We start from the raw sequence: 26,738 nt of genomic DNA on the forward strand, positions 1-26,738 counted from the left end.
GACACTTATTCCCTCCTAAAACGCCTGATGAACCTCATCGGGCGTTTTGTATTGTGAAACGCTCACCATGGCTGAGCTATTGGCGGTTAAAAAAGTTGCCCCCGATAGTTAATCAATAACTATGCACCATAATTTCCATACTACTCCTATGCCGTCCCGGGAAAGCATCATAAATGAGAACACTCATTGAGATGGCTGCGAACGGAGTATCAAAAAGGTTAAATTTGATAGAAAAAAGGGTCATCGGGTCAGAGTACACTTTATAAATACCTAGCTATTACATTCAAATCTGAGGATTGAAACACTCAATATCAGCTTATTTGCTTAAACCATCAGCTTAGCCATATGCTCCATGAGTGTTTGCGAGTCGTCCGCCCCATGAACGGGCGGCCGAGCTCATATGGACATTCTTGCGCATGTCGGTAAATAAATACCATGGTTTGAAGGATTCGCCCCAGGCACCAGCATTCAGTCTCAAGTCGATAAAAAGTGATGCCATACTGTCAACAGATTTAAAAGCGCCCTATCCGCTTTGCTTTGTGCTACAAAATGCTACTATCTGAATGCTGGTTACATCTTTTCGACTACCCGAACAACCAAGTTAAAGGCTTTTATATGAATCGTGCAAAATCAACCTTAGAACAATGGCGTATTTTACAAGCTGTGGTTGATCATGGTGGTTATGCTCAGGCGGCTGAACAACTCAATAAAAGCCAATCATCACTTAATCATGCTGTTGCCAAATTGCAGCATCAATTAGGTATTCAGTTATTAGAAGTAAAAGGTCGCAAAGCCTATCTAACAGAGCAAGGTGAAGTATTGCTGCGTCGCTCACGCCACCTCACTCAATCGGTAGATGAGCTAGAGCAGTTAGCAACAAACTTAGGCCAAGGTTGGGAGCCAAGCTTAACCATTGCCAAAGAAATTATTTACCCAACTGAAAAGTTAGTCGATGCACTGGAAGCTTTTATTCCGCTAAGCCGTGGTACACGAGTGACAGTGCTTGATTCAGTTATTTCAGGCACCCATGATTTAATTAATCAACAGATGGTTAATATTGCTATTTGTGCCACACCACCACGCGGACATTTAGCCCAGCCTTTAGGCGAATGTGATTTTGATTTAGTTTGCCATCCTGATCACCCCTTAGCGCAATTTGGGGTGATTGAAGATGAAAAACAACTTGCTCAGTATTTACAGATAGTCATCAAAGACACGGGGTCTAACTCAATGAATGATATTGGCTGGTTAAAAGCTGAGCAGCGGATTACCGTGTCGAATTTTCATGAAGCCAAGGTCATTTTAAGCAGAAACATTGGTTTTTGTTGGATCCCCAATTTTCTAGTTGAAGACGATTTAAAGCAAGGAAAGTTACACAAACTCAAATTGCATGGCAGTTACCAACGCAGGATCACCTTAAACATCATTATTCCTAATCGTGACAGACAGGGCCCAGCCTGTAAGCTATTGGAAAGTTTGATTTTACTTCAACATGATATTGAAGCTGTGGCGGTTTAAACCGAAAAGGCTAAAGTGGATAAGTTGTTGGTGGGCTCAGGCTGTTGATTTTTGAAGTAAGCTAAGGTTGCCGATGGCATCTGCGGTGATTGGGTATCGACCGATTCATTCATTTTTTCGATAAATCGACTTGCTGGATTAGACAGTTCAGCGCCCTCATTTTTGGCAGCAAGCGTCACTTTTGGTTTCGAAGCATTATCATCAGGTAATGTGAACGGGGTTAATTGTGACTCCTGAAATCCATTTTGTTCAACGTTTGCCTGTTTATAAATATTAGCCAATTCATTGATATACTGAATGTCTTCAGCGGGAACAATTTTTTCCTGTCTTTGTTCGGCCATTTCAGCCTTGGCTTGATTCATTTTTTGCACAGCCTCTGCCGCAACACGAATATCAGCACTTGATGGCTGATTCGGCGCCATTGCTGCGGCGTAAACTTTTTGCATTTTATTAAAGGTTGCTTGTGGATCGCCTTTTATCACACCCACATCAATTTGTACTTCTCCATCAACCGCATAACGCTTACCATCTGGCCCTTTCTCATAAGAAAAAGATGGGCTTTGAGCAAACATCCCGCCGATGGCTTTATGGGCTTGTTCGTGGGTTTTAACTTCAGTGTCACGCTTGGACAGCTCATTAATAATTTGTTGTTCAGCTTGAATGGCTTTTTGTTGCTGCGCCTTTACTTGCTTTTCAGCTTGTTCAGCGGCTTTTTCTGCATCGGACTGTTGATTTATTTGGCTAAATTGAGGTTGAACTACTTGTTGTTTTTCTGGTTCAGCTTCTTTAGTAACCTCTTGAATAGCTGGCGATAATTCATCTTGCTGAGTCGCATCATCTGCCAAGCTTGTATCCTCAAATGGATTAACCCTCTCTTCTACGGCTGCATCATTTGCATCATCCAATGAGGGTGACCCTGATTGAAAAGGATTGGCGACGGCTGTGGTATCAGATAATGAATTCGGTTCTGAATTAATAGCGTTATTGGTGCTTGTTGGGGTAAAACTTGCTTCGGTTAAAGTGGTTAATGATGGCGATGTGCCCGCTCTAGCGCCAGATAGATTAGCTATTTGTCCAGGATTAAAACCACCAATTTGGCTTGCTCCAGTGCGTAAGTTAAAACTATTGCTTTGCGAGATATTTGACGATGAGGATGTTGACACCGACGTCGTTGCCGCTGGCGTAACCTTAGAAATAGCAGCAACCGTTGTAGAGGTTAAGTTTACATTTGGGCTAGAAAGTACAGCTGATTTAGTGATCGCTGCAGTGGTTGCACTTAAACCAGGATTAACAGATTGCTGATGATTTATCGCAGCGGCATTAATCGACGCAGGTTTAGCAGAGCTTGAATTGACTGAATGGGTATTCGCGGATAACGACAAAACCTGCTTTGATTGAGTCGCAGCAGGTTGTAAAGAATTCATGGTTAAGCTTGATTGACGAATATCCATTTTTCATCACTAATAAGCTAAGTTTGGCTGCAGACTTGATTGGTCAGTCAACACCTAGCTTAGTTATTATGCCTCAATATTGATAATGCTACCCACTGTTTCAGTGGCAGCTTCTATCACTTTAACTGAGGCTTCGCCCTGCTGTTGGGACTCAACAGCAGACACCAATGCACTCGTTTTATCAGACTGATCAACAGCACGACTACTTAATGTGACCGTGTCTTGTTGAGCTGGAGGTGCTGTTGGTTTTGGATCTGGCGCAGCAACTGCCGTAGTGGCTTGAGCAAGACCTTGTTGCGCACTTTGTAAACCTTGAACACCCGATGAATACGCGGATTGAATTTGCATAAAACGTCCTTAAATAAACAGGTGAGCCTGCTGAACAGTATCGCTCATGCAGGCTTAAATGTACAGTATTTAACCATTGACGTTATTTACTCCCCACGCTTTTTCCCAATCTTTAAATACTGGATTAAAGCCGCGGGTTTTCATGGCGACTATAACGTCATCTACTGAACGTTCATCGCTTATTTCAAATTGATCTAACTGACTGTCAGGTTGCTGGTAGCCTCCTGGCTGAGTGGAGCTGCCCGCGCTTAATTGTGTAACCCCAAGTGGCAGTAAATTATCCCTTAACTCTGGCGTTTCACGGGTTGAAAGGCTGATATCAAGTTGTTGATTGAACAATCTAAAAGCACAAATCATTTGCACTAAACCGGTATCGGTTAACAGCACTTTAGGCTCAATACCACCTGTACATGGCCGAAGCCTTGGCAGTGAAATACTATAACGCGTTCGCCAATAGTGCCGCTCAAGATAATCCAGATGATAACCCATTAGCAGTGCATCTAATCGCCAATCATCTAACCCAAGCAGCACGCCTAAACCGATTTTATCAACGCCAGCCTTAGCCACTCGGTCAGGAGTATCTAAACGGTGGGTAAAATCTTGTTTTTTTCCGCGAGTGTGATGCTTTGCATAAGTTTGTGCGCGATAGGTTTCTTGATAGACCATCACGGCATCTAATCCCAATGCAACCAGACGTTGATACTCGTCCGCTTTTAACGGCTGTACCTCCATCGCGACATAACTAAAATGCTGCTTAATGAGTGGTAGCACATGGGCAAAATACTCTATCCCCACTTTTGTCTCATGTTCACCAGAAACCAATAAAATCGAATCAAATCCTCGCGATTTTATGATTTCGACTTCTGCCAGTATTTCTGCATCATTAAGGGTTTTGCGCTTGATTTTATTACTCATGCTAAAACCACAATAATCACATTCATTAGCGCATAAATTGGATAGATAAAGCGGTAGATACAATCCTAAATTAGCACCAAAACGCTGGCGAGTTAATTGTGCAGCCGCCTGAGCCATTTGTTCTATATACGGCTGCGCTGCGGGTGATAACAATGCCAGCAAACTATTTAAATTGCCACTGGGATGCTGTAGTGCCCGCTCAACATCAGCTGCTGTTGAGGCGTATAGCTTCATTGATAAATCATCAATATTCAACTGACTAAAACGCGCTGAAAAACTCATTACGACACCTTGCTAGTGGCTAAAAAACCAGTTAGAGGGCTTGTATTATTCGCATTTTGGCTTACCACGCCTAAGCCTGCCTTGTAAGCTTTACGACCACTTTCTACTGCTTGCTGAAAACAGTGAGCCATTAAAATAGGATTGGCACTGCTGGCTATGGCAGTATTGACCAGCACTGCGTCAGCGCCCATTTCCATCGCTCGACACGCTTGTGAAGGCGCGCCAATACCTGCGTCAACAATCACGGGAACGGATGACTGCTCGATGATAATTTTTAAAAACGCTTCAGTGGCAAGCCCCTGATTACTGCCAATTGGACTGCCAAGAGGCATCACCGCAGCGCACCCTACCTCTTCTAATCTTCTGCATAGCACTGGGTCAGCATGAATATAAGGCAATACAATAAAACCCTTTTCACACAGCACTTTGGCTGCATTGAGGGTCTCAATAGGATCGGGCAGTAGATATTTGGGATCGGGATGAATTTCTAGTTTTAGCCATTTTGTGCCAAGCATTTCATAAGCCAACTCAGCGGCAAATATGGCTTCTTTGGCATTTCTTGCCCCAGCGGTATTAGGTAACAGTTTAACGCCACGCGATTGCAATGGACTGAGTAAATCATCTAAGCCCATCTTAAAATCGATGCGCTTCATGGCTAAAGTCACCAATTGTGAACCTGACGCTTCAATTGCCGCAAGCATGGTTGTCGAATTGGCAAATTTACCTGTTCCCGTAAATAAACGAGATTCAAATTGGTGATCGGCTATCGTTAACATCATTACCCTCCTGCTACTGCAGAAAAAAATTCTACCTGATCACCAATCTGACACTGGTAATGTGGCCATTCGCTGCGCGGTATAATGATTTGATTAACCACCACAGCAACACTTTGTTCTGCGACTTGCTTTAGCGCGAGTATCTCTACCAAAGTGATATTGGCTGTAAGCTTGTGCCGCTCACCATTAATGTATATTTCTATCACTTAAATCCCTTATGCTTTGCTATCTGCTATCTGCTATCTGCTAGTGAATAAATTAGCGACAAACGCAACAGTGTTTATCAATGGCCATCGTCGCTTTTGACCATGACAACCGCTTAGCATCAAATCGATGCAGTACACCAAATTCAACTTGTCTGCCAATAATGTGGTTCATGCCAGCTAATGCCTGCATTGATGCCATGATCCCTACCGCAGGTCCTAACACCCCCATTTGGCTGCAGTTTTGACTGAGCAAACTGTCAGCTGGAAATACACAGTGGTAACATCCATGTGGCTTTGTGTTTAATGCCGGATTTTTTGTCAAAACAGACTCAGGTAAGTAGGCAAACCATTGGCCCTGATCGCCTGAAATAGCTGCGCTGAACAACGGCAGGTGTCGCTCAACCGCAATGCGATTAATTAACTGGCGCGTTGCAAAATTATCACTGCAATCAAATATCACTTGTGGCGATATCGTATTGAATAGCGTCAGATAATTGTCCGAGGTTAACCGTGTTGGGTGGGCTGACACCTGGCTGTCGGGATTACGCTGTTGTAGCTTGTTGGCGGCAACTTGCGCTTTATTAACCTCGATATCATTTGCGCTAAACAATAACTGTCTTGGCAAATTGGATAACGCAACCTTATCGTCATCAATCAGATGTACATGGCCCACGCCAGATGCAGCCAGATATTGTGCCACCAGCTGTCCAAGCCCGCCCACGCCTACCACTGTCACTTCAGCTTTCATCAAGGTTAGTTGCCCTTGCTCAGAAACATCAGCCAATAACATTTGTTTGGAATAGAGTATGTATTGATGATCGTTCAAACTCATTTTCACAATGCCTCCTGATAGGGTTCAGTACTAATAGTGCTGTTATTTAATCCCTTTGAATCAGCGATAACGGATAAGCTTTTGAGCGTTTGCCATTGCTTATTTAATGACTTATATGCCTCAACAGGTTCGCGCGCCTGAGTTATCGCCCTGACCACAGCCACATCATCCACGCCAGTGACGGCAATATCCTTGAGGTTTTGGCTATCAATACCGCCAATGGCTACCGTTGGAAAATGATGTTTCAATAACGAAGTATATTTAGCTAATTTAGTTAACCCTTGAGGTGTAGAGGGCATGTTTTTTGTGGTGGTGGCAAAAATATGACCCAGTGCGATATAAGATGGATTAACTTGAGTGGCGAGTAATATTTCAAAATAGCTGTGGCTGGATAACCCCAGTGCGATGTTATTTTCCGCTAAAGCGGCTAAATCAGCTGACAAGGCATCTTCTTGGCCTAAATGAACACCAAATGCGCCGTATTTTAGGGCTAACTGCCAATGATCATTTATAAATAACTGTGCATTAAATTTTCGGCTTAATTGAATTGCGTTAAACACTTGCTGCTCAATCCATTGAGCTTTTTGCTGCTCATCTTCAAAGGCGATGCCTTTATCGCAACAACTGATCTCTGGCTTAAGCCGCAACTGTAGGGTTTTACAACCAGCGCCTAACAACATCTCCAACATTGAAATGTTTGCCACCACAGGATAAACCTCAAGAGGCGTGGACAGTTTGCTAAATTGATATTGCTTTTTTTGCCGTATTGACTGGCTAATTTGCTGCTCAATACTGGCATCATTAAGTAACCTATTCGCGCTATCCCTTACTATTAACGGTACAATATGCGGCATTAATTCAAGCGATGTTGGCCAACCCGTTCTGGCTAAATAGCCTGGACCGCTAGCGACTTTAATGCTTTGTATTAGCCCGCTTGTAACATAGGCTTTTGCTAGCACTACCGCATCATGTAACACAAAGTCTTGTGCTAAAAAACAAGCCATAGCGCTAGATAAGGTGCAGCCACTGCCATGATTGTTAGCCGTGTCGACTCGCTGACTGCTGAGCACAAAAACACTGTCGTTATGTTCAGCGCTGCCCCCCTCAACGTGCTGACAAACATACACATCCATCGCCCTATCAGCTTGCCATGCTGCATCGCCGCCCTTTGCAACAACATGACAACCCAAATAACGACTGACTTGCTGCGCCATAAGCACCATTTTTGCCAAAGTTAACGCCTCATTGGATGAGGTAGTGTTTGGCGTTATCGAGGTAAACACATCTTTGACGTTTATCTGTGGGTCAGCTTGATGGTTCACTTCAGCATGATTGCCTGCTTGGCTGGAAGCTTGATTGCGTGCATCACTTTTAAAAGCGCGCGCCAGAGCAATCAGCTCTGACTGATTTGGAGTGATCACACTGACGACACCACGTAATGGTGAAAAATCAACTACATGCTGATTTAACAAATTGCCACTACTGGCCACCATCACAGGATCTAAAATAATCGGCACGTATCGATTAGCCTTCACAATAGAAGCTGATAACCATTGTGCCAATTGGTTTACTTGCTGCTGATTAGCAATTAAACCAATTTTGATTGCATCTGGTGGCATATCTGACAACAGGCTATCCAGTTGCGCAAATAACATTGCCTCAGATACCGCCTCGACCAAATTAACATTGACCGAATTTTGCGCCGTCAGCGTAGTGATCACCGTACATGCATGGCAATTTAAATCTTGAATAGTGGCTAAATCAGCCTGAATACCAGCACCGCCGCCACTATCAGATCCCGCTATCGACCAGACGATTTTATTCACTGATTTTTGCTGGCGACTGGGCGTTTCAGCCGCAGATAACGGCAACAACATATCCGTGGCAGACATTATTCCACAACCTCAACCAGCGTTTTAGGATGATAAAGCGATGAGCCTGTTGCTTTAAACTCAACTGATTTTTGCGCCATCTGCTGAGCAATTTCATCAACTTTACTGCCGCTTGTTTGGTAAGACTGATAATCAGCAGGTGAAATCACCTCTACTTTTTGCTCGGCTTGTTTTTCAAGCTTCGCGGCATATTCACGTACATCCTGAGTAATTTTCATCGAGCAAAATTTAGGCCCACACATAGAGCAAAAATGCGCAACCTTAGCCGACTCTTGCGGTAATGACTCATCGTGAAAGGCTCTGGCGGTTTCAGGATCAAGTCCAAGGTTGTATTGGTCTTCCCAACGGAATTCAAATCGCGCTTTTGATAATGCGTTGTCTCTTACCTGCGCTCCCGGATGCCCTTTAGCCACATCGGCGGCATGGGCGGCGATTTTGTAGGCAATGAGTCCTTGTTTTACATCTTCTTTATTGGGTAAGCCTAAATGCTCTTTGGGGGTGACATAACACAGCATCGCTACGCCATACCAGGCCATCATGGCGGCGCCAATACCAGAAGTAAAATGGTCATAACCCGGTGCGATATCTGTGGTTTGTGGGCCTAAGGTATAAAATGGCGCTTCATCACAATGGGCTAATTGTTTTTCCATATTCACTTTAATAAGCTGCATAGGCACATGCCCAGGACCTTCTATGATGGTTTGTACATCATATTCCCAGGCAATTTTCACCAGTTCACCTAAGGTTTCAAGTTCTGCAAATTGTGCCTCATCATTGGCATCAGCAATCGAGCCTGGACGCATACCATCGCCCAAAGACAATGACACATCATACGCAGCACACAGCTCGCAAATTTCGCGAAAGTGCTCATATAAAAAACTTTCTTTATGGTGACTTAAACACCACTTTGCCATTATTGAACCACCACGGGACACAATGCCAGTTAAGCGTTTTGCCGTCATCGGCACATAACGTAATAACACTCCAGCATGAATGGTAAAGTAATCAACGCCCTGCTCGGCTTGTTCAATTAAGGTATCTCTAAAGACTTCCCAGGTGAGATCTTCAGCCACGCCATTCACTTTCTCTAGTGCTTGATAAATCGGTACTGTGCCAATAGGCACGGGGGAATTGCGAATGATCCATTCACGGGTTTCATGAATATAGCGCCCAGTCGATAAATCCATCACGGTATCAGCGCCCCAACGAGTAGACCAAACCAGCTTTTCCACTTCTTCTTCGATTGAAGATGTTACTGCTGAATTACCAATATTGGCGTTCACTTTAACTAAAAAATTACGCCCGATAATCATAGGTTCTGATTCAGGATGATTGATGTTAAGCGGGATGATTGCTCGGCCTCTTGCCACTTCGCTGCGCACGAACTCTGGGGTGATTAATGCGCCAATTTCTGCGCCAAACGCCTCGCCTTGTGCTTTTTGGGTTAACACTGTGTCGGCAATGTCTTGTCTTGCCATGTTTTCACGAATGGCAATGTATTCCATTTCTGGGGTAATAATACCCTGACGAGCATAATGCATTTGGGTTACCCGCTTACCGACTTTGGCACGGCGTGGTGGAACCAATGCATCAAAACGTAAATGGTCTAAACCATCATCGGCTAATCTTTGCTGGGTAAAATGCGAGCTTGCACTATCGAGCTGCTCGGTATCATGACGTTCTTCAATCCAGCTTTGTCTTAACTTTGCTAGCCCTTCACGAACATTAATGTTTGCCTGAGGATCAGAATAGGCGCCAGCACAGTCATACACTTTAATCGGAGGATTAGCTTCCATAATTGGATTGTGCTCATCGCCACCAATTAAGGTATCGGTTTGCAGTATTTGACGCATTCCCACCCGAAGATCAGCACGACTGCCAGAGAGGTAAATTTTCTCAGAGTTAGGATGTTGTAACGGTTTTAAGGTATCGATAAAAGCTTGTGCGCTAGCACGGGTTTGGCGACGATTTGACATGAGCAACCTCGAATTAAATGAGAGAAAGTTGCTTGTCTGGAGGAAAATGTGTTGAGAGCCAGCAATATGAATAACAGGTTGAAAAGCACTGTGAGACTCAAGTTACTGTCAATAATCGAAAGGAGGAAACACGGGTAAAACGAAGTGAGTATGGTAAAACCACTTCAGTTTTACGCATGAATAATCGCTAAAGATTATTATGCTTGTTACCTACGCAGGTTTTAGCCTGATCAGGTTCAACGGATCCCGAATTAACGGTCTCAGCCTTAATGGCACTCCGACAAGATGGCAGCAGTATAATCAGAATTATTCATTAAAAACAAGTCATACCAATCAGATTAAATATTTATCCCCTTATAATCCATGCGCTTTTTTAGCGTCTGTTGTTGTATTCAGATTCACCTCTTATATACCCTCTGTTAAAAATATTACTGTTATCCAGCAATCATCACTCAATATTTGAGGCAATAACTTACTTTAAATTTCACCTCGACACTGAAGCAGCTATTTGCTGTGACTCGCCGCTATTAGTGTAAGCAAGTTAAGGCTTTTGGGCCTCATCAGCTAACTTGCAGTTCGGCTTAAATACATGCCTTATCACACCCAAATCATCGTTAAATAAAGATGGTGATATGTTACTGTGAGGCGCGGGTTAGACTAATTAATCTACAGCACTAAAGAAAAATGAATTATTTTTCAATAACTGTCGCAGTCTCCCCATTAACCTAGTTATAATTAGCGGGTTTATGTAAACGCAAAGATGCGTAGAATTTTAGGAGATAATTTCCATGCCAGGTTTTGAATTATTCGGTCCAGAAGAAAAGCAGGAAGTCGCTGATGTAATGGAAAACGGTTTTACCTTCCGTTACAACTTTGACCACATGCGCAATGATCGCTGGAAAACTCGCGACATGGAGCAGTTACTCTGTGAAAAGATGAATGTTAAACATGCTCATCTTTTATCAAGTGGCACAGCCGCTCTTCAAACCGCTATGGCTGCTGCGGGTATTGGCGCTGGTGATGAAGTTATCGTGCCACCATTTACCTTTGTTGCTTCAGTTGAAGCAGTCTTCATGGCAGGCGCTGTCCCTATTTTTGCTGAAATTGATGAAACCTTATGTTTATCACCAGAAGGCATTGAAGCCGTTATTACTCCTCGTACTAAAGCCATCAACTTGGTCCATATGTGTGGCTCTATGGCAAAAATGGACGAGATTAAAGCCGTTTGTAAAAAACATAACTTAGTCATTTTAGAAGATGCTTGCCAAGCCATTGGTGGCAGTTATAAAGGTCAAGCATTAGGTACTATCGGTGATGTAGGTTGTTACTCATTTGACTCAGTAAAAACCATCACTTGTGGTGAAGGTGGTGCAGTAGTCACTAACAACACTGAAATCTACAACCATAGCCACATGTTCTCAGATCATGGCCATGACCATGTTGGTAACGATCGTGGTGCTGAAGGCCACCCTATTATGGGCTTGAACTTCCGTATTTCTGAAATGAATGCTGCTATGGGTTTAGCTCAGTTACGCAAGTTAGATAAAATTATCGCAATTCAGCGTAAAAACAAAAAAGCCATCAAAGATGCCATGGCCAGCATTCCTGAAGTGACATTCCGTGAAATTCCGGATCCACAGGGTGACTCTGCCGGTTTCTTAACCTTCTTCTTACCAACAGAAGAACGCACCATTGAAATCAACAAAAAACTGGCTGCTAACAAAGTAGATGGTTGTTTTTACTGGTATATTAACAACTGGCACTACTTGAAAAACTGGAAACACATTCAGGAATTAAAAGCCCCTGCTGCTTTACCTATCATGCTTATCGCTGATCGCCCTGATTATACTCAAATTAAAACACCAAAGTCTGATGCCATTATGAGCCGCACCATTTCGATGCTGATCAAATTGTCTTGGACTGACGAGCAAATTGCTGAACGTATTGAAAATATCAAACGTGCTTTTGCGTAATTTAGCCTTTAATTCTGTCACTTCCTTTGAGGTGACAGTACTTTTTACAGTAAATATCTCAACTGGAGAGTGTTGTAATGAGTTTTAAAAATTTTAAATGTGTACCAAAAATGATTTTCGGCCGTGGCTCATTCGCACAACTTGATGACGTATTAGCTCAAGAACGCAAAGAAGCTGATGATTTTGTGGTATTCCTTGTAGACGACGTTCACCAAGAAAAACCATTAGCTGGCCGAGTTCCTAGCAAAAGTCATGACTTAGTGATTTACGTTAACGTAGATGACGAGCCAACGACAGTACAAGTTGATGCGTTAACCGCACAGGTAAAAGCCTTTAATACTAAACAGCCAGTCAGTGTTGTTGGTTTAGGTGGTGGTTCTACAATGGATTTAGCCAAAGCCGTATCGCTTATGCTAACGAACCCAGGTAGTTCATCTGAATATCAAGGTTGGGATTTAATCAAAAATCCAGCAATCCACCATATTGGTATTCCGACTGTATCAGGAACTGGCGCAGAAGCTTCACGCACCGCAGTATTGTGTGGCCCAGTGCGTAAGTTAGGCTTGAACTCAGACTACACTGTATTTGATCAAATCATTATGGACTCAGAGCTCATCGCCGGTGTACCTACTGATCAATGGTTCTACACAGGTATGGACTGCTTTATCCACTGTGTTGAGTCTTTACAAGGGACTTACCTTAACGAATTTGCTAAGGCCTTCGCTGAAAAATCGATGGATTTATGTCGTGAGGTTTACTTAGACGATCATCCAGAAAAAGATGACAAGCTAATGATGGCCTCTTATATGGGCGGAATGAGTATCGCTTATAGCCAAGTAGGTGCCTGTCATGCGGTATCTTATGGTTTAGGTTATGTATTGGGTTATCACCATGGTATCGGTAACTGTTTAGCATTTGATGTGTTAGAAGAATTCTATCCTGAAGGTGTGGCTGAGTTCCGTAAAATGATGGAAATTCATAACATCACATTACCGAAAAACATCTGTAAAGACTTACCAGATGAAACGATCGCTAAGATGGTTGCTGTCACTAAGAGCATGGGACCACTATGGGACAATGTTTACGGTAAAGGCTGGGAAGAAAAAGTTACCGATGAAATGCTGACTAAGCTGTTCCGTCGTATATAATACTTCTAAGTCATTTTTGTCATAAGGGCTCAGATGAGCCCTTTTGTTTACCATTAAAATAGGTTTTTATTGATGAATGTTACTCTATTAATTCCAGCTCGTTATGGTTCAAGTCGTTTTCCTGGTAAGCCATTAGCGCCGATTAATGGTAAACCCATGATCCAACACGTATACGAACGCGCGTCTTTAGCCAAGGGATTAGACAACATTTATGTTGCCACTGATGATGTGCGCATTAAAGACGCTGTTGAAGGCTTTGGTGGCAAAGTGGTTATGACCAGTGCTGATGCTGCATCTGGGACCGACAGAATTAATGATGCCATTAGTCAGTTAGGCTTAGCCGATGATGACTTGGTGATTAACCTTCAAGGTGATCAGCCGTTAATTGATCCTATTTCAATTGAACAAATCATTAGCTTATTTGAACGTCACCCAGGTGAGTTTGAAATGGCGACCTTAGGGTTTGAAATTGTTGATAAAAAAGAATTAGACGACCCAATGCACGTTAAAATGGTGTTCGATAATGACTTTAACGCCTTGTACTTCTCACGTGCGCGCATTCCGTTTGGCCGTGACACCAATGACTACCCTGTATATAAACATTTAGGTGTGTATGCTTACACGCGTCGTTTTGTAAATGCATTTGCTCAGTTGCCCTTAGGTAAGCTTGAAGATTTAGAGAAGTTAGAACAATTGCGCGCATTAGAGTACGGCCACAAAATCAAAGTGGCGATCAGCGCATTTGATTCTCCCGAAGTCGACACCCCTGAAGATATTCGCAAATGTGAATTACGTTTAGCAGTTGACTAACAAAATCTTGGAGAACCATCATGGATTTATCAGGTTTTGAAGTTTGGATTATCATTGGTTTAGTGGTAGGTGTTATTGCCAGTAATTTAGCCGTATTAAAGTACAGCGCTAAATTTAAAATGCCTCATTTAGGCTCACACAAGGATAAAAGCATTGTGTCTGAAGATGATGCCAAAGTATCTGAACAACAGAGTCAGGTTAATTCAAAAGATAACCCCCCTTCAAAACCAGATTAATTTTAGCGTGCACTAAAACTCGGTCATCATTTGTTGGCCGTTGTTTAAGTTGGCTTGTTATCTAATACCATTACGTAATACCGCAACATTCAGCCGTGATGTTGTTAGTCGACGAAATGGACAAGCATTCTCAACTAAAAACCTGAGCACTCACTAACTCAAATCAATTTAATCGATTATTCAAAGCTTCTCATGTAAATGAAAAGAAGCTTTGAATTATTTTACTGACCATCCATTTTGATACAAACCAGGTAGTAATATGCCCCTTACCGTTACAGATACTCGCTCAGAAGCAAGTCAACTTTCTGATGAAATGCTTGCCCGTATAGAACACTCTGAAGCTCGTGTTATTAAAGCCATTTTCCCATCAAATACTAATCACCATAACACCCTATTTGGCGGTGACGCCTTAGCCTGGATGGATGAAACTGCCTTTATTGCGGCCACACGTTTTTGCCGTAAATCATTAGTTACCGTCAGCTCAGACAGGATTGATTTTAAAAAAGCCATCCCCGCAGGTAGTCTTGCCGAATTAGTGGCTCGAGTGATCCATGTGGGTAATACTTCACTGAAAGTTGAAGTGAATATTTTTGTTGAAGATATGTATAACGACCATCGTGAGCATGCTATTAGAGGTGTATTTACCTTTGTTGCCGTTGATGAACAGCGCAATCCAACTAAGGTATGGCCTTTAAGCTAACAGTGATAACCAATTGACTTCAGTAAGTTAACTATTGACTGCTGACATTCATTAGCGGCTATTATCACTAGAGTCTGTTGAACTTTACTAGAGGCGTTGTGTTCAAGATAAAAACGATTAAGCGTGACGAGTTGAGTGCAGCTTAGTAATTCTGTTACACCCTCTCTAAGCAAGATTCACCCAACTCAGTATAATTCGCTTTTAGCCAAATCCTTCTGACAGCGTCTGTTGAGCATTTTTACTGCATCATCAGCTATTGTGTAGAATAATTACGCCGCTAAGCCTCAGCTTTATAGAGGTCGCCAACAAATAGCGACAACAACCTTGTAAAGGTCAACACTGGCTCGCCAAGAAACAAAAATCCATCCTGAATCGTTATGAATAAACAACTCGGATGGATTTTTTCAAGCTCTTAATTACTCACTCAATCAGCATTTCTGTCAGTTTTAGCTGTCAAATTAACAACATCGTTAATCAAACATGAGCTTAGCTTAAACGTGTTAGTTCAGATCAAACCTATCTGCATTCATTACTTTTGTCCAAGCAGCGACAAAATCTTTAACAAACTTATCCCGGTTATCGTCTTGGGCATACACCTCTGCATAACCACGAAGAATTGAATTAGAACCAAACACCAAATCAACCCGAGTTGCTGTCCATTTCACTTTTCCAGAAGCGCGGTCGCAGATTTCATACAGATTTTTGCCTACCGGTTTCCAGCTATAATTCATGTCCGTTAAGTTAACAAAAAAGTCATTGCTCAATGCGCCTTCATTTTCGGTTAACACCCCATGCTTAGTATCGCCATAGTTAGTCGCCATAACGCGCATACCGCCAACTAATACCGTCATCTCATGAGCTGTCAATCCCATTAATTGGGTGCGATCTAACAGTAACTCTTCTGCACTGACAACATAGTCGCCTTTTAACCAATTACGATAACCATCATGCAGTGGCTCTAAAACATCAAATGATGCAGCATCTGTCATTTCAGCGGTTGCATCACCTCTACCTGGGGTAAACGGTATAGTGAGTTTATGGCCAGCTTTTTTAGCCGCTAACTCAATACCCAAATTACCGGCAATCACAATGACATCCGCAACACTAGCGCCGCTTTGGTTAGCAATAGGTTTAAGTACATCAAGCACTTTGGCTAATCGAGTAGGCTCATTGCCTAGCCATTGTGCTTGTGGTGCCAAACAGATCCGCGCGCCATTGGCCCCACCACGACGATCTGATGATCTAAATGTTCTCGCGCTGTCCCAAGCTGTGGTGACCATTTCAGTAACGGTTAACCCACTCGCCAAGATTTTATCTTTAATCGTTTGTAAATCGTAATCTGTCTTCCCTTGTGGGACAGGATCTTGCCAAATCAATGTTTCACTTGGCACATCTGGACCGATGTAACATGCTTTTGGCCCCATATCGCGGTGAGTTAGTTTAAACCATGCTCTGGCAAATACATCTGAGAAGTAGTCTTGATCTTTAGCAAAACGCTCTGAAATTTTACGATATTCCGGATCCATTTTCATTGCCATATCGGCATCGGTCATAATAGGGTTATGACGAATAGATGCATCTTCTACATCAACAGGCTTATGCGCATCAGCAATATCAATCGGTTCCCATTGCCAGGCTCCTGCTGGACTTTTTTTCAGCTCCCAATCGTAATTTAGTAGCATGTCGAAATAACCGTTATCCCACTGAGTAGGATGGGTGGTCCACGCCCCTTCAATACCACTGGTTACGGTATCACGGCCAATACCGCGGGCCGTTTTATTTAGCCAACCAAAACCTTGATCTTCAATTTCAGCCCCTTCTGGCTCTGGCCCCAATAAACTGGCTTTACCATTACCATGGGCTTTACCCACAGTGTGGCCGCCAGCAGTTAAAGCAACGGTTTCTTCATCATTCATTGCCATACGTGCAAATGTGACTCGCACATCTTGAGCCGTTTTCAATGGATCAGGTTTACCATCAACCCCTTCAGGGTTAACGTAAATAAGCCCCATCATTACCGCTGCCAATGGATTGGCTAAATCTCGTTCGCCTGAATAGCGACTATTTGGGTTATCACTTGGTGCCAGCCATTGTTTCTCAGCGCCCCAATAAATGTCTTTTTCTGGATGCCAAATATCTTCTCGACCAAATCCAAAACCAAACGTTTTCAACCCCATCGACTCATAGGCAATAGTACCCGCATAGGCGATTAAGTCTGCCCAGCTCAGTTTGTTGCCGTATTTCTTTTTGATTGGCCACAGTAAACGTCTGGCTTTATCTAGGTTGCCGTTATCTGGCCATGAATTTAATGGTGCGAAACGTTGATTACCCGTACTTGCCCCGCCGCGGCCATCAGCGACACGATAAGTACCTGCTGCATGCCATGTCATACGGATCATCAAGCCACCATAATGGCCCCAATCTGCTGGCCACCAAGGCTGGCTTTGGGTCATTAAATTGTGCAGATCTTTTTTCAATGCATCGACATCAAGCTTTTTCACTTCTTGTTGATAATCAAAATCGGCATCCATTGGATTTGTTTTACTATCATGCTGATGCAGAATGTCTAAGTTCAAAGACTTAGGCCACCACTCAGTACTCGCCATAGGCTGAGTTGTCACGCCACCATGCATTACTGGACACTTACCTGTCATTGCTAATCTCCTATATGTAACCGAAAACAACACTCAATCAGTTTAGCGTTGAATAATAATTGTGCGCATACATTCACATTACGTTCGCTACAAATTGACAACAGTGAAACAAATTTAACTCAACAAAATCAATAAATTAAAACATTCGCATGAAATCTAAATCAGACGTTGATATTTATCGATAAAACATATGCAGAAATGTGATGCTTTTAACATCAATAACTTAAAATCAAATATCTAGTCTTAATCAATCTGAATTATGCTTGCGTTAAAATTATTATCTGGCTTTGTTTTGAAATTGAAATTGAAATTGAAAATTAATATATGTTTCTTTTGTTCAATAAACCAAACTAGGCTACTTCTATACTGGGTATCGAATATTTAGGATCAATGATGTTTCACAAAGTAAGCTTGGTGGATGGAGAATTTGAAAAACAAAAACATAATGTGGGATATCAGCAAACGCTTTAACAAGGTATGACGCAAAACGCTTATTAGACCAAAGTCTAACTTTTTATAAATCTTAGTGAATTCGGATATAAAGCGTTGGAATTACCAGTTACTTTTCTGTTACATTGACTTAATCTTCACGCGCCACAACGAAATATAACAGCCATGAAGCTAGAAAATTTAAACATTATCATTGCCGATGATCATCCCTTATTTCGCAATGCCCTACGTCAAGCATTAAGCTCAGCTTTTAATAACACTCAATGGTTTGAAGCTGACAGTGCCGAAGCACTGCAACAATTAATGGATAAAAACGCAGCCCCATTTGATCTCATAATGCTTGATTTACAAATGCCAGGCTCACATGGATATTCAACCCTAATTCATTTACGCAGCCACTACCCTGACATCCCTGTGGTAGTCATATCTGCCCATGAGGATATCAATACTGTTAGTCGTGCCATTCATTACGGCAGCAGTGGTTTTATTCCAAAGTCTTCCTCAATGGAAACCCTTGCTGAAGCACTTAATGCTGTACTTTATGGCGATATTTGGTTACCCGCAGGAACACAAATTGTGCCAGTAAGTGATGATGCAACAGATCAAATGGCCAGCCGTTTGTCTGACTTAACACCACAGCAATACAAAGTGTTGCAAATGTTTGCCGAAGGCTTACTCAATAAACAAATAGCATATGATTTTGGGGTTTCTGAAGCGACAATTAAAGCCCATGCAACGGCCATTTTTAGAAAGCTTGGTGTCAGAAACCGTACCCAGGCTGTGATTGCTTTACAGCAACTTGAAATGGAAAAGGTTAACTTATCTTGATAGAGATAACGCAGCTGCCGTGTTCTCAAGCATGTGAAAATAACCAACGCCCTATTTTAGCCGTTTTAACGCATAAGCTAGCAGACTCACTTCATCTACTTGAAGTGGGTTCTGGCACAGGGCAACATGCAACATTTTTTGCTAGCCACCTTCCCCATCTAACTTGGCAAGCCAGTGATCAACATTGCAACCTTCATCATATCAATTGCCGTATCAAACATTTTAAACTGCCTAATTTACCGGCTGCTGTTGTACTAGATATTGGGAATACATGGACGGAACAACACTATGATGCTGTTTTTACGTCGAATACGTTACATATAATCAGTAAACAACTTGTTGAAGCATTTTTTGCAGGTGTAGGCCTAATAACGAGCACAAACGCAAATCTGTTGATTTATGGACCATTTAATTATCAAAAACAATATACCAGTGACAGTAATGCTAATTTTGATCTTTGGCTGAAAGATCGCGACCCACACAGTGGTATTCGGGATATTGAATGGATAGTGGAATTAGCCAAAGCTCAACAATTTGAACTCGTCGAAGATGTTTCTATGCCTGCCAATAATCGTTTACTGCATTTTATCAAGCGATAATTTCCACAGTTTGTTGGCTTACTTTTTTGACCAAAAACAGTTAAGTTAAGCATCAATCTTAAAAGCACAACGTAGTTGAACACAAGGAAATATATTATGGGTTCAGTGACCACTAAGAAGCATCCTAATGGCCTTGATTATGTCGAGGTGAACACTGATTTATGTCAAGCACGTATTTTTATGCAAGGCGCACAAATTGATCAGTTTACCCCCACAGGAAAAGCCCCGTTATTATGGGTTTCAGAAGCAGACGATTACCAAATAGGTAATGGGATCCGCGGGGGCATTCCGGTTTGTTGGCCATGGTTTGGTATGAGCGGGGTTGAAGGTTTTCCGCAACACGGTTTTGCACGCACACGCATCTGGAACCTAGATTCAGTGAAAATGCGCGATCAACTAGTGGATTTGACGTTCAGTTTAAAAATCACAGAACAAGATAAGCAATATTGGCCCCATGATACAGAAGTCAAAGTACTATTCACTTTAGGTGAAACCTTATCAGTAAGCATAGTGAACCAAAACAATGCTGATTATGAGGTTAGCCTTACGCAAGCATTACATACTTATTTTCCAGTAGACGACATTCATCAACTTAAAGCATCTGGCTTTAGTCAATCTAAATACATTGAATTTGGCGAAGGCCCATATAAACAACCAGATGATTATGTCATTTTTGATAAAGAAACTGATCGTGTGTATACCGATTTATCATTAGTACAGCAATTGCATACGCCTCAAGGCACAATTGAAGTTAGCCGTGAAAATAGCCGTTCTGCTGTATTATGGAATCCTTGGATAGAAAAATCGACTCGGCTTTCACGTTTCAAAGCCGATGATTATTTAACAATGGTGTGTTTAGAAGCGGCAAACGTACTTGAAGATAAAGTGATTTTAGCTCCGGGTCAAAGTCATACATTAACAACGCACATCCGTTGGGTTTAGTCTTTATCGATCCTGCTAATCTGTTTTAAACCAAATAGTTTTTAGCATTACTTTTAAAGCCAGAGTTTGATACTCTGGCTTTTTAATTGACCATGAAGTCTTAATGATTAAAGGCATATTCACCGTTAAGCGATTATTGCTATTTTTCCTGCTGATGTTTATCGGTGCGGGTTGGTATGTCAGCCAGAATATTCATCCCATCAGTGTCAAAGTGCTGAATAAACTTCTCGCGCCTTATGACATTCAGGTACTTAACCTAGACTCACAATTTGTGTCTATCAATCAACTGCAGATCCCAAGGCTTATTCTGCAAATCGAAGACAGTTATATCGCGATTCAAGGCTTTGAGTTACGCCTAACGGATACCTTGGCAATCGTGCAAAAACAACAACTCGCCCCCAGTGATATCATTAAGCTCACCAGCCAAAGTGTGTATATTGATTTAGGTGCAAGTTTCTTCAATCGCCAACGTCAGCAAAAAACCGAATCCAGTGCTGTGTGGCAACTGGTCTTTAATCAAATACCTAATATTGATTTAGGCGAAGTTCTGATTAACCTGCCCTCAATACCCGAAACTGATGTTATCGCAGGAAATGATTCCGCCAAGTCTGCGGCGGTGAGTTTTCGCCATAGTTTAAAAATGGATAAGTTAACCCTGAACAATCAAGGTGATCTTAATACGCGGTGGCGATTTGATAATAATGAGTTATTCAATCTTCAAGCTCAGCTTAAACCCAACTCGGTTACATTGACATCGACGCTAGATTTGGAGCAAAGCCAACTTGGATTAAATGCATTTTCATCATACCTCACAGCTGCGTTACACAAGTTATCACTACAAGATAAAGAACGTGCGATTAAAAGCATAATAGTTGAGCTAGAACAATATCTTGCACAAGCGCTATCGCCATTAAATCAACAAAAAATAAACATTAAAGGTGAATGGCATACCACAACTCACTTTGATTTAGCTCAAGGTGAGATGACATCTTCAAACCATTTTACATCACTCAAAGTTCATTCAGCATTGTATCCCTCGTTGAAATTTGAGCTGCAGGATGAATTTACGATAAAACTCACAGTTAAAGAGCAATTAATACCCGTTACAATTGGTGAAACATTACAAATGGCCTATGGTGCCAAAGTCGATATAGCACCTTTTACGCAACAATTTACTTTTGAACACATTCAATTAAATCAATTTTTTAATCGATTTTTAACAACAGCGGAAGCTAATCAGTTCACTGAATTTATTAAGGGTTTATTGCTGCCTAACATAGACGATAACCCCGCCCAAGTGACGTTATCAGCCTCATTACCTGAACAAAGCACGCTGTGGTTACCATTAATTCGCGCGGCTCAGTCCCGCACATCAGAGCCAGACTCATCGCATACTTTGCCAGTGACCTTTAGCACGCCAAAGATGAGCGCCAATGTATCCGGCACAAAATTCAAAAATCAATTTAGTTTGGCTAAATTAACGGTGAATAGCCTAGGTGAAGTGTACTTTGCGCTCAGTAGTGAATTAGCACTGGAACAACCGACAGATATTGTAAGCTTTCTCTCTCCCCTGCAAGCCGAGCCTTTGTCTCTTAGCTTACCTGTTGATGAATTAACCTTAGACCATGGAGTGATAGCAATCGCTGGTGATTATCAGCGTGAATGGGTTAATAATGGCTTTGAACAGGTCATCACATTACTGCCTTCAAGTAAAATCATCCTCAATCAACTTCAAGTGGCTAAAACGACCAAAAATGCTGCTGGATCTAACACGCAAAAAATGACCAGTGATCTTGCCGATTTTCGGTTAAACCAAATCAGCAAAATTATGGCTAACACTAATAAGGTGCAGCTAAACATCTCTCCTGTGCAGGCCACTTTTACCAAGGTCACTTCGCTGTTTTCAACGCCTGTAGCCAAGCAACAAATTAATGCTGACAAAGCTCAGTTTTCATGGCAAGCCTTAACGGCATATTCACTTTCATTGGACACCAATTTACCACTCACGGAACAACTACTCGCGCACAGCAGTAACCATTCACTCGACACTCAGATTGAACAACTCAAAGTCACTAAAACACCGTTAAAGCAACGTAAACAAACATTGCTTAATTTAAATCAATTGGCGATTAACCAGCAATTTAATATCCACAAAGGCTTGATTCAAAGTGATGATAAATGGCAATTTGATACTATCCATGCCAGCAGCCAACATCTCTTTCAGCCTCAATTATTTTCGTTAGCAGGACAATGGCAGCTAGAAACCAATATCACTGACGCGCTTCCCACAATCACGAAAAACCAAAAGCTGCCATCAGGTTTAAACATTGCGGGGCTGATGAAGCTAACTAGTAGCTTTTCAATGAGCCAGCGAGATGGCAGCAATTATTTTGAAATGTTAATCCAACCAGATATCGATAAGCTGAATATTGATTATATTGATCAATATATTGCCGATACTAAGATTAACACTGAGTGTAAATTCAATTGGCAGCAAGCAATGACTGAAACGGTTTCATTCAGTCAACTTAGTTGCCCTGAAACACATATCAACATCGCCAATGGCCGTTCAGGATTAATCTTCAAAGACGTTAATATTCAAGCCAATGTGGCGCTGGCAATTGATCCAAATAAGCCAGTAAATAATTGGTTGCAAAAACTCACCGGTTTAAGTCATACCGATATCAGTATGACATTATCCGGCGATGCACTGGGTGGTCAATTTTTCATTCCTGAATTTGTCTTTAAATTGCAAGACAGATCCCATGGATACTTGTTATTACAGGGCTTAAGTCTAGAACAATTGCTCGCACAACAGCCGCAAGTGGGTGTGTATGCTAATGGCACCTTTGATGGCGTTTTACCTGCTGAATTTATTGACGGTAAGCTCTCTATCACAGGAGGACATCTGGCTGCTCGTGCCCCTGGTGGGCTTATAGAAGTTGCTAACAGCGAGGCAATTGAGCAATTAAAACAAACTCAACCATATTTAGGTTTAGTCTTTGATGCGTTAGAGCATTTAAATTATCAACAACTTGCAGGCACTCTCGATATGCAAAATAATGGTGACGCCAAATTTAATATTGCAGTCAAAGGTAAAAGCCGAGATATTGAAAGACCGATACACCTCAATTACGCCCATGAAGAAAATTTGATTCAATTATACCGCAGCACTCAAATTGGTAATCAGCTACAATCGAATATAGAAAAGTCTGTTAAATAAGGAAGATACTTTGAAACTTGCCGCAGCACTGACCTCAACCTTGTTACTCACCAGCTTAATAGCTGGTTGTACGCCTACGGTAAAAATAGAGCCCCCGGATAAACCAATCGTGATCAATTTGAACGTGAAAATTGAGCATGAGATCAGAATAAAAGTCGATAAAGAACTCGATAACTTATTAGAAAATGAACAACTATTTTAATAGGAGTACTTATGAAACTCGCCTTTTCGACGCTATTAATCAGTCTATTTTTTTGTGTTAATGCTTGGGCTATAACACTGCAAGACGCTAAATCCAGTGCTTTAGTCGGAGAACAAACCGATGGGTATTTAGGCGTGGTAAAACCTTCAACTGAAATTGAAGCCCTCGTCAAAGATATCAATGCAAAACGTTTACAACACTATCAACGTATCGCGACTAAAAACGGCTTAAGTACCGCAAGTATTGCCAAATTAGCGGCAGAAAAAGCTATTGCGGCTACCGATAAAGGCCATGTTTATCAAGATAATAATGGCCAATGGCAAATTAGAAAGTAAGACATTAAATCAAATTTGCTGGCTAAGCGGCATTAGCCAGCATATCCGCTAGCTAAACGCTAAACCGGATTAACCACATCAACAAAATGATGATTTAAGCCAAACTTTTCTGCTAAATGCTCACCTAAAGCCTGTATTCCATAACGCTCTGTCGCATGATGTCCTGCAGCAAAATAATGAATATTTTGCTCCATTGCACTGTGATAAGTTCGCTCTGACACCTCACCACTAATAAAGGCATCAACCCCCATAGCCACTGCATGGTCAATATAATCTTGCGCCCCTCCGGTACACCAAGCAACCGTTTGAATCGGTTTAGTACAATCACCAATATGTAAAGCATCCCGATGTAAAACGTGACTAAGGTGAGCGTTAAACTCTGTAGCCGATACTGGTTGCATTAGATGACCATGCCACAACAAATCTTGCGGAACATCTTCATATACCGCAGGGTTTAAAATACCTAACTGTTGCGCAAGTTGCGCATTATTACCCACGCCATGATGGGCATCTAGAGGTAAGTGATAACCAAATAAACTGATATCATGATCTATAAGGGCTTTAATGCGCTTGTACTTCATTCCGGTTAACACTTCAGGCTCATTTTTCCAAAAAAAACCATGGTGAACCAAAATGGCATCAGCATTTAATGCAATAGCTTGTTCGATTAACGGCTGGCAAGCGGTTACCCCTGTAACGATTGTGCGAATCGTGTCTTTGCCCTGCACTTGTAATCCATTTGGTGCATAATCTTTAAATTTTGCGACATTTAAAAACTCATTTAAGTACATTGACAAAGAATGACGATCTATTTCGTTATTAGTCATACTGGTAATCCATTATTGATGCAGGGTTAATTAAACCATTTTACAATATCCGCTAATCAAGTGACACCCTCAAAAAGTGCATGAAAAATGATTCATTTGAGTACGATAATACTAAAGCCTAAGATAAATTCCTCCTCTTCATCAATGTGTGGAACGCAATACGACACAATCAGCACGACTATGGATACTAATACTCAGTGTTTTTGCCGCGATCACTTGTTATGCGATGGGATTATCATCGGGTATGGTCATTTTTATCGGCTTAGGCATATTCTTCGAGGTGTTGTTTTGGGGTGTTTTCATTGTTAAAAAAAGTCCTTCTTACAGCTAACTTATTCGACTCTCAAGATCATCTATTTGTTAAGATAGGTGTAAAGTTGTAGCACTAAAAGTGTCCTAAATTGGACTTTTATGTCATTTAACCTATAAAATTACCTGAAACCAAAAAAGTCAATTATATAAAAATAGGTTAATTTATGACAACATTATCGAAGGAAGACGTGATCAGTTCATTGCAGGCTGCATTAGAAAAACAGACAGGTACTGCAGTTAACATCGAACAATCTGGAAGTTGGTACAAAATTGATGGCGGAAAATCAGTTCGTTTTAGCGAGCTAGAATCCATGTTAGCAGAACTGGATAACGGCGCACAAAGCAAAGCGAAGCCGGCAACAAAGCCCGCTGCTAAAAAAGCATCTGTGACAAAAGCAAAACCAGCTGCCGCTAAAAAAACGCCTTCTGCTTCGGCAAAGTCAACTCAATCAAGTAAAGGTTCAGGCTTAAGTCCAAAAGAATTATGGCGAGCAAAACTTGAAAACACGAAAGGTAAAAATACCCTGCCACGTGGTTTTTAAATTGGTGTAAACCCTAACAAAAAAGGCGCTTAATGCGCCTTTTTTTGTTGCGACGAAACGAACATAACCTAGGTTCTAGTTACTCTATCATCAGCAGCGACTCTCAACGCTAACGGCGTTGAATTGACCTGTAATAGACCAGTTATTAACGCTTAATGTGACTAGTTGCCATTAAAAATAATCGCTGATGATGGTCAGTCAATCTCTAGACTCGAGTTCAGGTTACATCGCTAAATCCACTCGGACATAACCTTGTAAATAAACCACTCTGACTTCATCACCGGCATTAAACGTCATGCCAGGATCAACATCTTGAATGATCATAACCTGTGTACCATCTTCTTGTTTGATCATCATTTCAACTAATTTGTACTCAAGATAATATTGTTGATTACCATATTGATTCGCAATGCCACCACCTAACAGCGCCCCAAGTACAGTGGCAACATCTTGTCCCGACCCGCCGCCAAATTGATGGCCGATGACGCCACCAACCAATGCGCCACCAAATGTCCGCCAGCCTTGGTTTTTGTCTTCAACCAATTGCTTTTCGGTGATGTTTTTGACCGACTCAACATGGCCATATAAGACCTTTTCAACTGGGACCGCTTGGTTCCTATCATAGGCAGCCCGTGCAGGCAGGTTTACACTGCCCAAGCATAATATTATCAATAAAAAAGCAGTAAATTTACGACCTAAGATGTTCAACATAGACTTTTTCCGCTAACTTAATAATAAGGTTTATATGCTAACTATAATCA

24 protein-coding genes and 1 riboswitch are annotated in these 26,738 nt (G+C 41.7%); of the genes, 13 read left to right on the forward strand and 11 right to left on the reverse strand.

The window, feature by feature from the left end:
* Positions 1-615 precede the first annotated feature (615 nt).
* A complete protein-coding gene (locus tag ORI98_RS02790; protein ID WP_261297838.1) occupies positions 616-1,518 on the forward strand; it encodes a LysR family transcriptional regulator in 903 nt (300 codons plus the stop codon).
* Here ORI98_RS02790 and ORI98_RS02795 read toward each other — a convergent pair.
* The 8 genes from ORI98_RS02795 to thiC all read right to left on the reverse strand — a co-directional run bounded on the left by ORI98_RS02795 (position 1,515) and on the right by thiC (position 10,196).
* Positions 1,515-2,969: a putative metalloprotease CJM1_0395 family protein gene (locus ORI98_RS02795; protein ID WP_306134173.1), complete on the reverse strand. Its 1,455-nt coding sequence runs from the start codon at positions 2,967-2,969 to the stop codon at positions 1,515-1,517. The genes ORI98_RS02790 and ORI98_RS02795 overlap by 4 nt on opposite strands.
* 66 nt (positions 2,970-3,035) lie before the next feature.
* Positions 3,036-3,317: a chemotaxis protein gene (locus ORI98_RS02800; protein WP_261297840.1), complete on the reverse strand. Its 282-nt coding sequence runs from the start codon at positions 3,315-3,317 to the stop codon at positions 3,036-3,038.
* A gap of 69 nt (positions 3,318-3,386) precedes the next feature.
* Entirely contained in the window at positions 3,387-4,514 is a 1,128-nt protein-coding gene (gene thiH, locus ORI98_RS02805; RefSeq protein WP_306134174.1) for a 2-iminoacetate synthase ThiH, read from the reverse strand.
* A complete protein-coding gene (locus ORI98_RS02810; protein ID WP_306134333.1) occupies positions 4,514-5,290 on the reverse strand; it encodes a thiazole synthase in 777 nt (258 codons plus the stop codon). The genes thiH and ORI98_RS02810 overlap by 1 nt, the downstream gene beginning before the upstream one ends.
* A 2-nt stretch (positions 5,291-5,292) precedes the next feature.
* On the reverse strand, positions 5,293-5,496 hold the full coding sequence (gene thiS / locus ORI98_RS02815) for a sulfur carrier protein ThiS (RefSeq protein ID WP_306134175.1): 204 nt from the start codon (positions 5,494-5,496) through the stop codon (positions 5,293-5,295).
* A 52-nt stretch (positions 5,497-5,548) separates the two neighbouring features.
* Positions 5,549-6,328, reverse strand: a complete 780-nt coding sequence (locus tag ORI98_RS02820; protein ID WP_306134176.1) for a HesA/MoeB/ThiF family protein — start codon at positions 6,326-6,328, stop codon at positions 5,549-5,551.
* Positions 6,329-6,330: 2 nt separating this feature from the next.
* Complete coding sequence (locus ORI98_RS02825) at positions 6,331-8,220, reverse strand: bifunctional hydroxymethylpyrimidine kinase/phosphomethylpyrimidine kinase (protein ID WP_306134177.1); 1,890 nt, start codon at positions 8,218-8,220, stop codon at positions 6,331-6,333.
* Positions 8,220-10,196, reverse strand: a complete 1,977-nt coding sequence (gene thiC / locus ORI98_RS02830; RefSeq protein WP_306134178.1) for a phosphomethylpyrimidine synthase ThiC — start codon at positions 10,194-10,196, stop codon at positions 8,220-8,222. The genes ORI98_RS02825 and thiC overlap by 1 nt, the downstream gene beginning before the upstream one ends.
* Before the next feature lie 190 nt (positions 10,197-10,386).
* A riboswitch (TPP riboswitch) is annotated at positions 10,387-10,486 on the reverse strand.
* A gap of 498 nt (positions 10,487-10,984) precedes the next feature.
* On the opposite strand from thiC, the gene kdnA reads away from it, so the two are divergent.
* The 5 genes from kdnA to ORI98_RS02855 all read left to right on the forward strand — a co-directional run bounded on the left by kdnA (position 10,985) and on the right by ORI98_RS02855 (position 15,063).
* Positions 10,985-12,169 carry an 8-amino-3,8-dideoxy-alpha-D-manno-octulosonate transaminase KdnA gene (gene kdnA / locus ORI98_RS02835; protein WP_261297844.1) on the forward strand — a complete coding sequence of 395 codons (1,185 nt, stop codon included), beginning with the start codon at positions 10,985-10,987 and terminating at the stop codon, positions 12,167-12,169.
* Positions 12,170-12,246: 77 nt separating this feature from the next.
* Positions 12,247-13,317 carry a 3-deoxy-alpha-D-manno-octulosonate 8-oxidase KdnB gene (gene kdnB, locus ORI98_RS02840; protein ID WP_261297845.1) on the forward strand — a complete coding sequence of 357 codons (1,071 nt, stop codon included), beginning with the start codon at positions 12,247-12,249 and terminating at the stop codon, positions 13,315-13,317.
* Positions 13,318-13,389: 72 nt separating this feature from the next.
* Positions 13,390-14,127 carry an 8-amino-3,8-dideoxy-manno-octulosonate cytidylyltransferase KdsB gene (gene kdsB / locus ORI98_RS02845; RefSeq protein WP_261297846.1) on the forward strand — a complete coding sequence of 246 codons (738 nt, stop codon included), beginning with the start codon at positions 13,390-13,392 and terminating at the stop codon, positions 14,125-14,127.
* 20 nt (positions 14,128-14,147) lie between these two features.
* On the forward strand, positions 14,148-14,363 hold the full coding sequence (locus ORI98_RS02850; protein WP_261297847.1) for a DUF2897 family protein: 216 nt from the start codon (positions 14,148-14,150) through the stop codon (positions 14,361-14,363).
* A gap of 313 nt (positions 14,364-14,676) precedes the next feature.
* Positions 14,677-15,063 (forward strand): acyl-CoA thioesterase, encoded by a 387-nt coding sequence (locus ORI98_RS02855; protein WP_261297955.1) that lies wholly within the window; start codon positions 14,677-14,679, stop codon positions 15,061-15,063.
* A 500-nt stretch (positions 15,064-15,563) separates the two neighbouring features.
* On the opposite strand, the gene katG is transcribed toward ORI98_RS02855, so the two are convergent.
* Positions 15,564-17,717 carry a catalase/peroxidase HPI gene (gene katG, locus ORI98_RS02860; protein WP_306134179.1) on the reverse strand — a complete coding sequence of 718 codons (2,154 nt, stop codon included), beginning with the start codon at positions 17,715-17,717 and terminating at the stop codon, positions 15,564-15,566.
* A 615-nt stretch (positions 17,718-18,332) separates the two neighbouring features.
* Between katG and ORI98_RS02865 the strand changes: the two genes are divergently transcribed.
* The 6 genes from ORI98_RS02865 (at position 18,333) to ORI98_RS02890 (ending at position 24,296) form a co-directional block, all read left to right on the forward strand.
* Entirely contained in the window at positions 18,333-18,995 is a 663-nt protein-coding gene (locus tag ORI98_RS02865) for a response regulator transcription factor (RefSeq protein WP_306134180.1), read from the forward strand.
* Positions 18,995-19,594, forward strand: coding sequence for a DUF938 domain-containing protein (locus ORI98_RS02870; protein WP_371931111.1), 600 nt, complete (start codon positions 18,995-18,997; stop codon positions 19,592-19,594). The genes ORI98_RS02865 and ORI98_RS02870 overlap by 1 nt, the downstream gene beginning before the upstream one ends.
* A gap of 96 nt (positions 19,595-19,690) precedes the next feature.
* Complete coding sequence (locus ORI98_RS02875) at positions 19,691-20,536, forward strand: D-hexose-6-phosphate mutarotase (RefSeq protein WP_306134181.1); 846 nt, start codon at positions 19,691-19,693, stop codon at positions 20,534-20,536.
* A 103-nt stretch (positions 20,537-20,639) separates the two neighbouring features.
* Positions 20,640-23,759, forward strand: a complete 3,120-nt coding sequence (locus ORI98_RS02880) for a YdbH domain-containing protein (RefSeq protein WP_306134182.1) — start codon at positions 20,640-20,642, stop codon at positions 23,757-23,759.
* A 10-nt stretch (positions 23,760-23,769) separates the two neighbouring features.
* Positions 23,770-23,961: a YnbE family lipoprotein gene (locus ORI98_RS02885; protein WP_261297852.1), complete on the forward strand. Its 192-nt coding sequence runs from the start codon at positions 23,770-23,772 to the stop codon at positions 23,959-23,961.
* Between the two features lie 11 nt (positions 23,962-23,972).
* The gene (locus ORI98_RS02890; RefSeq protein ID WP_261297853.1) at positions 23,973-24,296 is read left to right on the forward strand and encodes a YdbL family protein; all 324 of its coding nucleotides are present in this window, start codon (positions 23,973-23,975) and stop codon (positions 24,294-24,296) included.
* A 59-nt stretch (positions 24,297-24,355) separates the two neighbouring features.
* On the opposite strand, the gene ORI98_RS02895 is transcribed toward ORI98_RS02890, so the two are convergent.
* Positions 24,356-25,108 (reverse strand): Nif3-like dinuclear metal center hexameric protein, encoded by a 753-nt coding sequence (locus ORI98_RS02895; RefSeq protein WP_306134335.1) that lies wholly within the window; start codon positions 25,106-25,108, stop codon positions 24,356-24,358.
* A 491-nt stretch (positions 25,109-25,599) separates the two neighbouring features.
* Here ORI98_RS02895 and ORI98_RS02900 point away from each other — a divergent pair, with 491 nt between their 5' ends.
* Positions 25,600-25,977, forward strand: a complete 378-nt coding sequence (locus ORI98_RS02900; RefSeq protein WP_261297856.1) for a hypothetical protein — start codon at positions 25,600-25,602, stop codon at positions 25,975-25,977.
* 222 nt (positions 25,978-26,199) lie between these two features.
* Here ORI98_RS02900 and ORI98_RS02905 read toward each other — a convergent pair whose 3' ends face one another.
* A complete protein-coding gene (locus ORI98_RS02905) occupies positions 26,200-26,688 on the reverse strand; it encodes a glycine zipper 2TM domain-containing protein (RefSeq protein ID WP_261297857.1) in 489 nt (162 codons plus the stop codon).
* Between the last annotated feature and the right edge of the window lie 50 nt (positions 26,689-26,738).

The organism is Shewanella sp. ULN5 (genome assembly GCF_030731885.1).
Lineage (GTDB): Bacteria > Pseudomonadota > Gammaproteobacteria > Enterobacterales > Shewanellaceae > Shewanella > Shewanella holmiensis.

What these genes read in the sequence shown, in the direction of transcription:
- thiC (WP_306134178.1), bottom strand. Translation starts at nt 10,196, where the DNA reads ATGTCAAATCGTCGCCAAACCCGTGCTAGCGCACAAGCTTTTATCGAT.
- kdsB (WP_261297846.1), top strand. Translation starts at nt 13,390, where the DNA reads ATGAATGTTACTCTATTAATTCCAGCTCGTTATGGTTCAAGTCGTTTT.
- ORI98_RS02900 (WP_261297856.1), top strand. Translation starts at nt 25,600, where the DNA reads ATGACAACATTATCGAAGGAAGACGTGATCAGTTCATTGCAGGCTGCA.
- katG (WP_306134179.1), bottom strand. Translation starts at nt 17,717, where the DNA reads ATGACAGGTAAGTGTCCAGTAATGCATGGTGGCGTGACAACTCAGCCT.
- ORI98_RS02880 (WP_306134182.1), top strand. Translation starts at nt 20,640, where the DNA reads ATGATTAAAGGCATATTCACCGTTAAGCGATTATTGCTATTTTTCCTG.
- ORI98_RS02850 (WP_261297847.1), top strand. Translation starts at nt 14,148, where the DNA reads ATGGATTTATCAGGTTTTGAAGTTTGGATTATCATTGGTTTAGTGGTA.
- kdnA (WP_261297844.1), top strand. Translation starts at nt 10,985, where the DNA reads ATGCCAGGTTTTGAATTATTCGGTCCAGAAGAAAAGCAGGAAGTCGCT.
- ORI98_RS02855 (WP_261297955.1), top strand. Translation starts at nt 14,677, where the DNA reads ATGCTTGCCCGTATAGAACACTCTGAAGCTCGTGTTATTAAAGCCATT.
- thiH (WP_306134174.1), bottom strand. Translation starts at nt 4,514, where the DNA reads ATGAGTTTTTCAGCGCGTTTTAGTCAGTTGAATATTGATGATTTATCA.
- ORI98_RS02890 (WP_261297853.1), top strand. Translation starts at nt 23,973, where the DNA reads ATGAAACTCGCCTTTTCGACGCTATTAATCAGTCTATTTTTTTGTGTT.
- ORI98_RS02865 (WP_306134180.1), top strand. Translation starts at nt 18,333, where the DNA reads ATGAAGCTAGAAAATTTAAACATTATCATTGCCGATGATCATCCCTTA.
- ORI98_RS02800 (WP_261297840.1), bottom strand. Translation starts at nt 3,317, where the DNA reads ATGCAAATTCAATCCGCGTATTCATCGGGTGTTCAAGGTTTACAAAGT.
- ORI98_RS02810 (WP_306134333.1), bottom strand. Translation starts at nt 5,290, where the DNA reads ATGTTAACGATAGCCGATCACCAATTTGAATCTCGTTTATTTACGGGA.
- ORI98_RS02795 (WP_306134173.1), bottom strand. Translation starts at nt 2,969, where the DNA reads ATGGATATTCGTCAATCAAGCTTAACCATGAATTCTTTACAACCTGCT.
- ORI98_RS02790 (WP_261297838.1), top strand. Translation starts at nt 616, where the DNA reads ATGAATCGTGCAAAATCAACCTTAGAACAATGGCGTATTTTACAAGCT.
- ORI98_RS02905 (WP_261297857.1), bottom strand. Translation starts at nt 26,688, where the DNA reads ATGTTGAACATCTTAGGTCGTAAATTTACTGCTTTTTTATTGATAATA.
- ORI98_RS02825 (WP_306134177.1), bottom strand. Translation starts at nt 8,220, where the DNA reads ATGTCTGCCACGGATATGTTGTTGCCGTTATCTGCGGCTGAAACGCCC.
- ORI98_RS02820 (WP_306134176.1), bottom strand. Translation starts at nt 6,328, where the DNA reads ATGAGTTTGAACGATCATCAATACATACTCTATTCCAAACAAATGTTA.
- ORI98_RS02875 (WP_306134181.1), top strand. Translation starts at nt 19,691, where the DNA reads ATGGGTTCAGTGACCACTAAGAAGCATCCTAATGGCCTTGATTATGTC.
- kdnB (WP_261297845.1), top strand. Translation starts at nt 12,247, where the DNA reads ATGAGTTTTAAAAATTTTAAATGTGTACCAAAAATGATTTTCGGCCGT.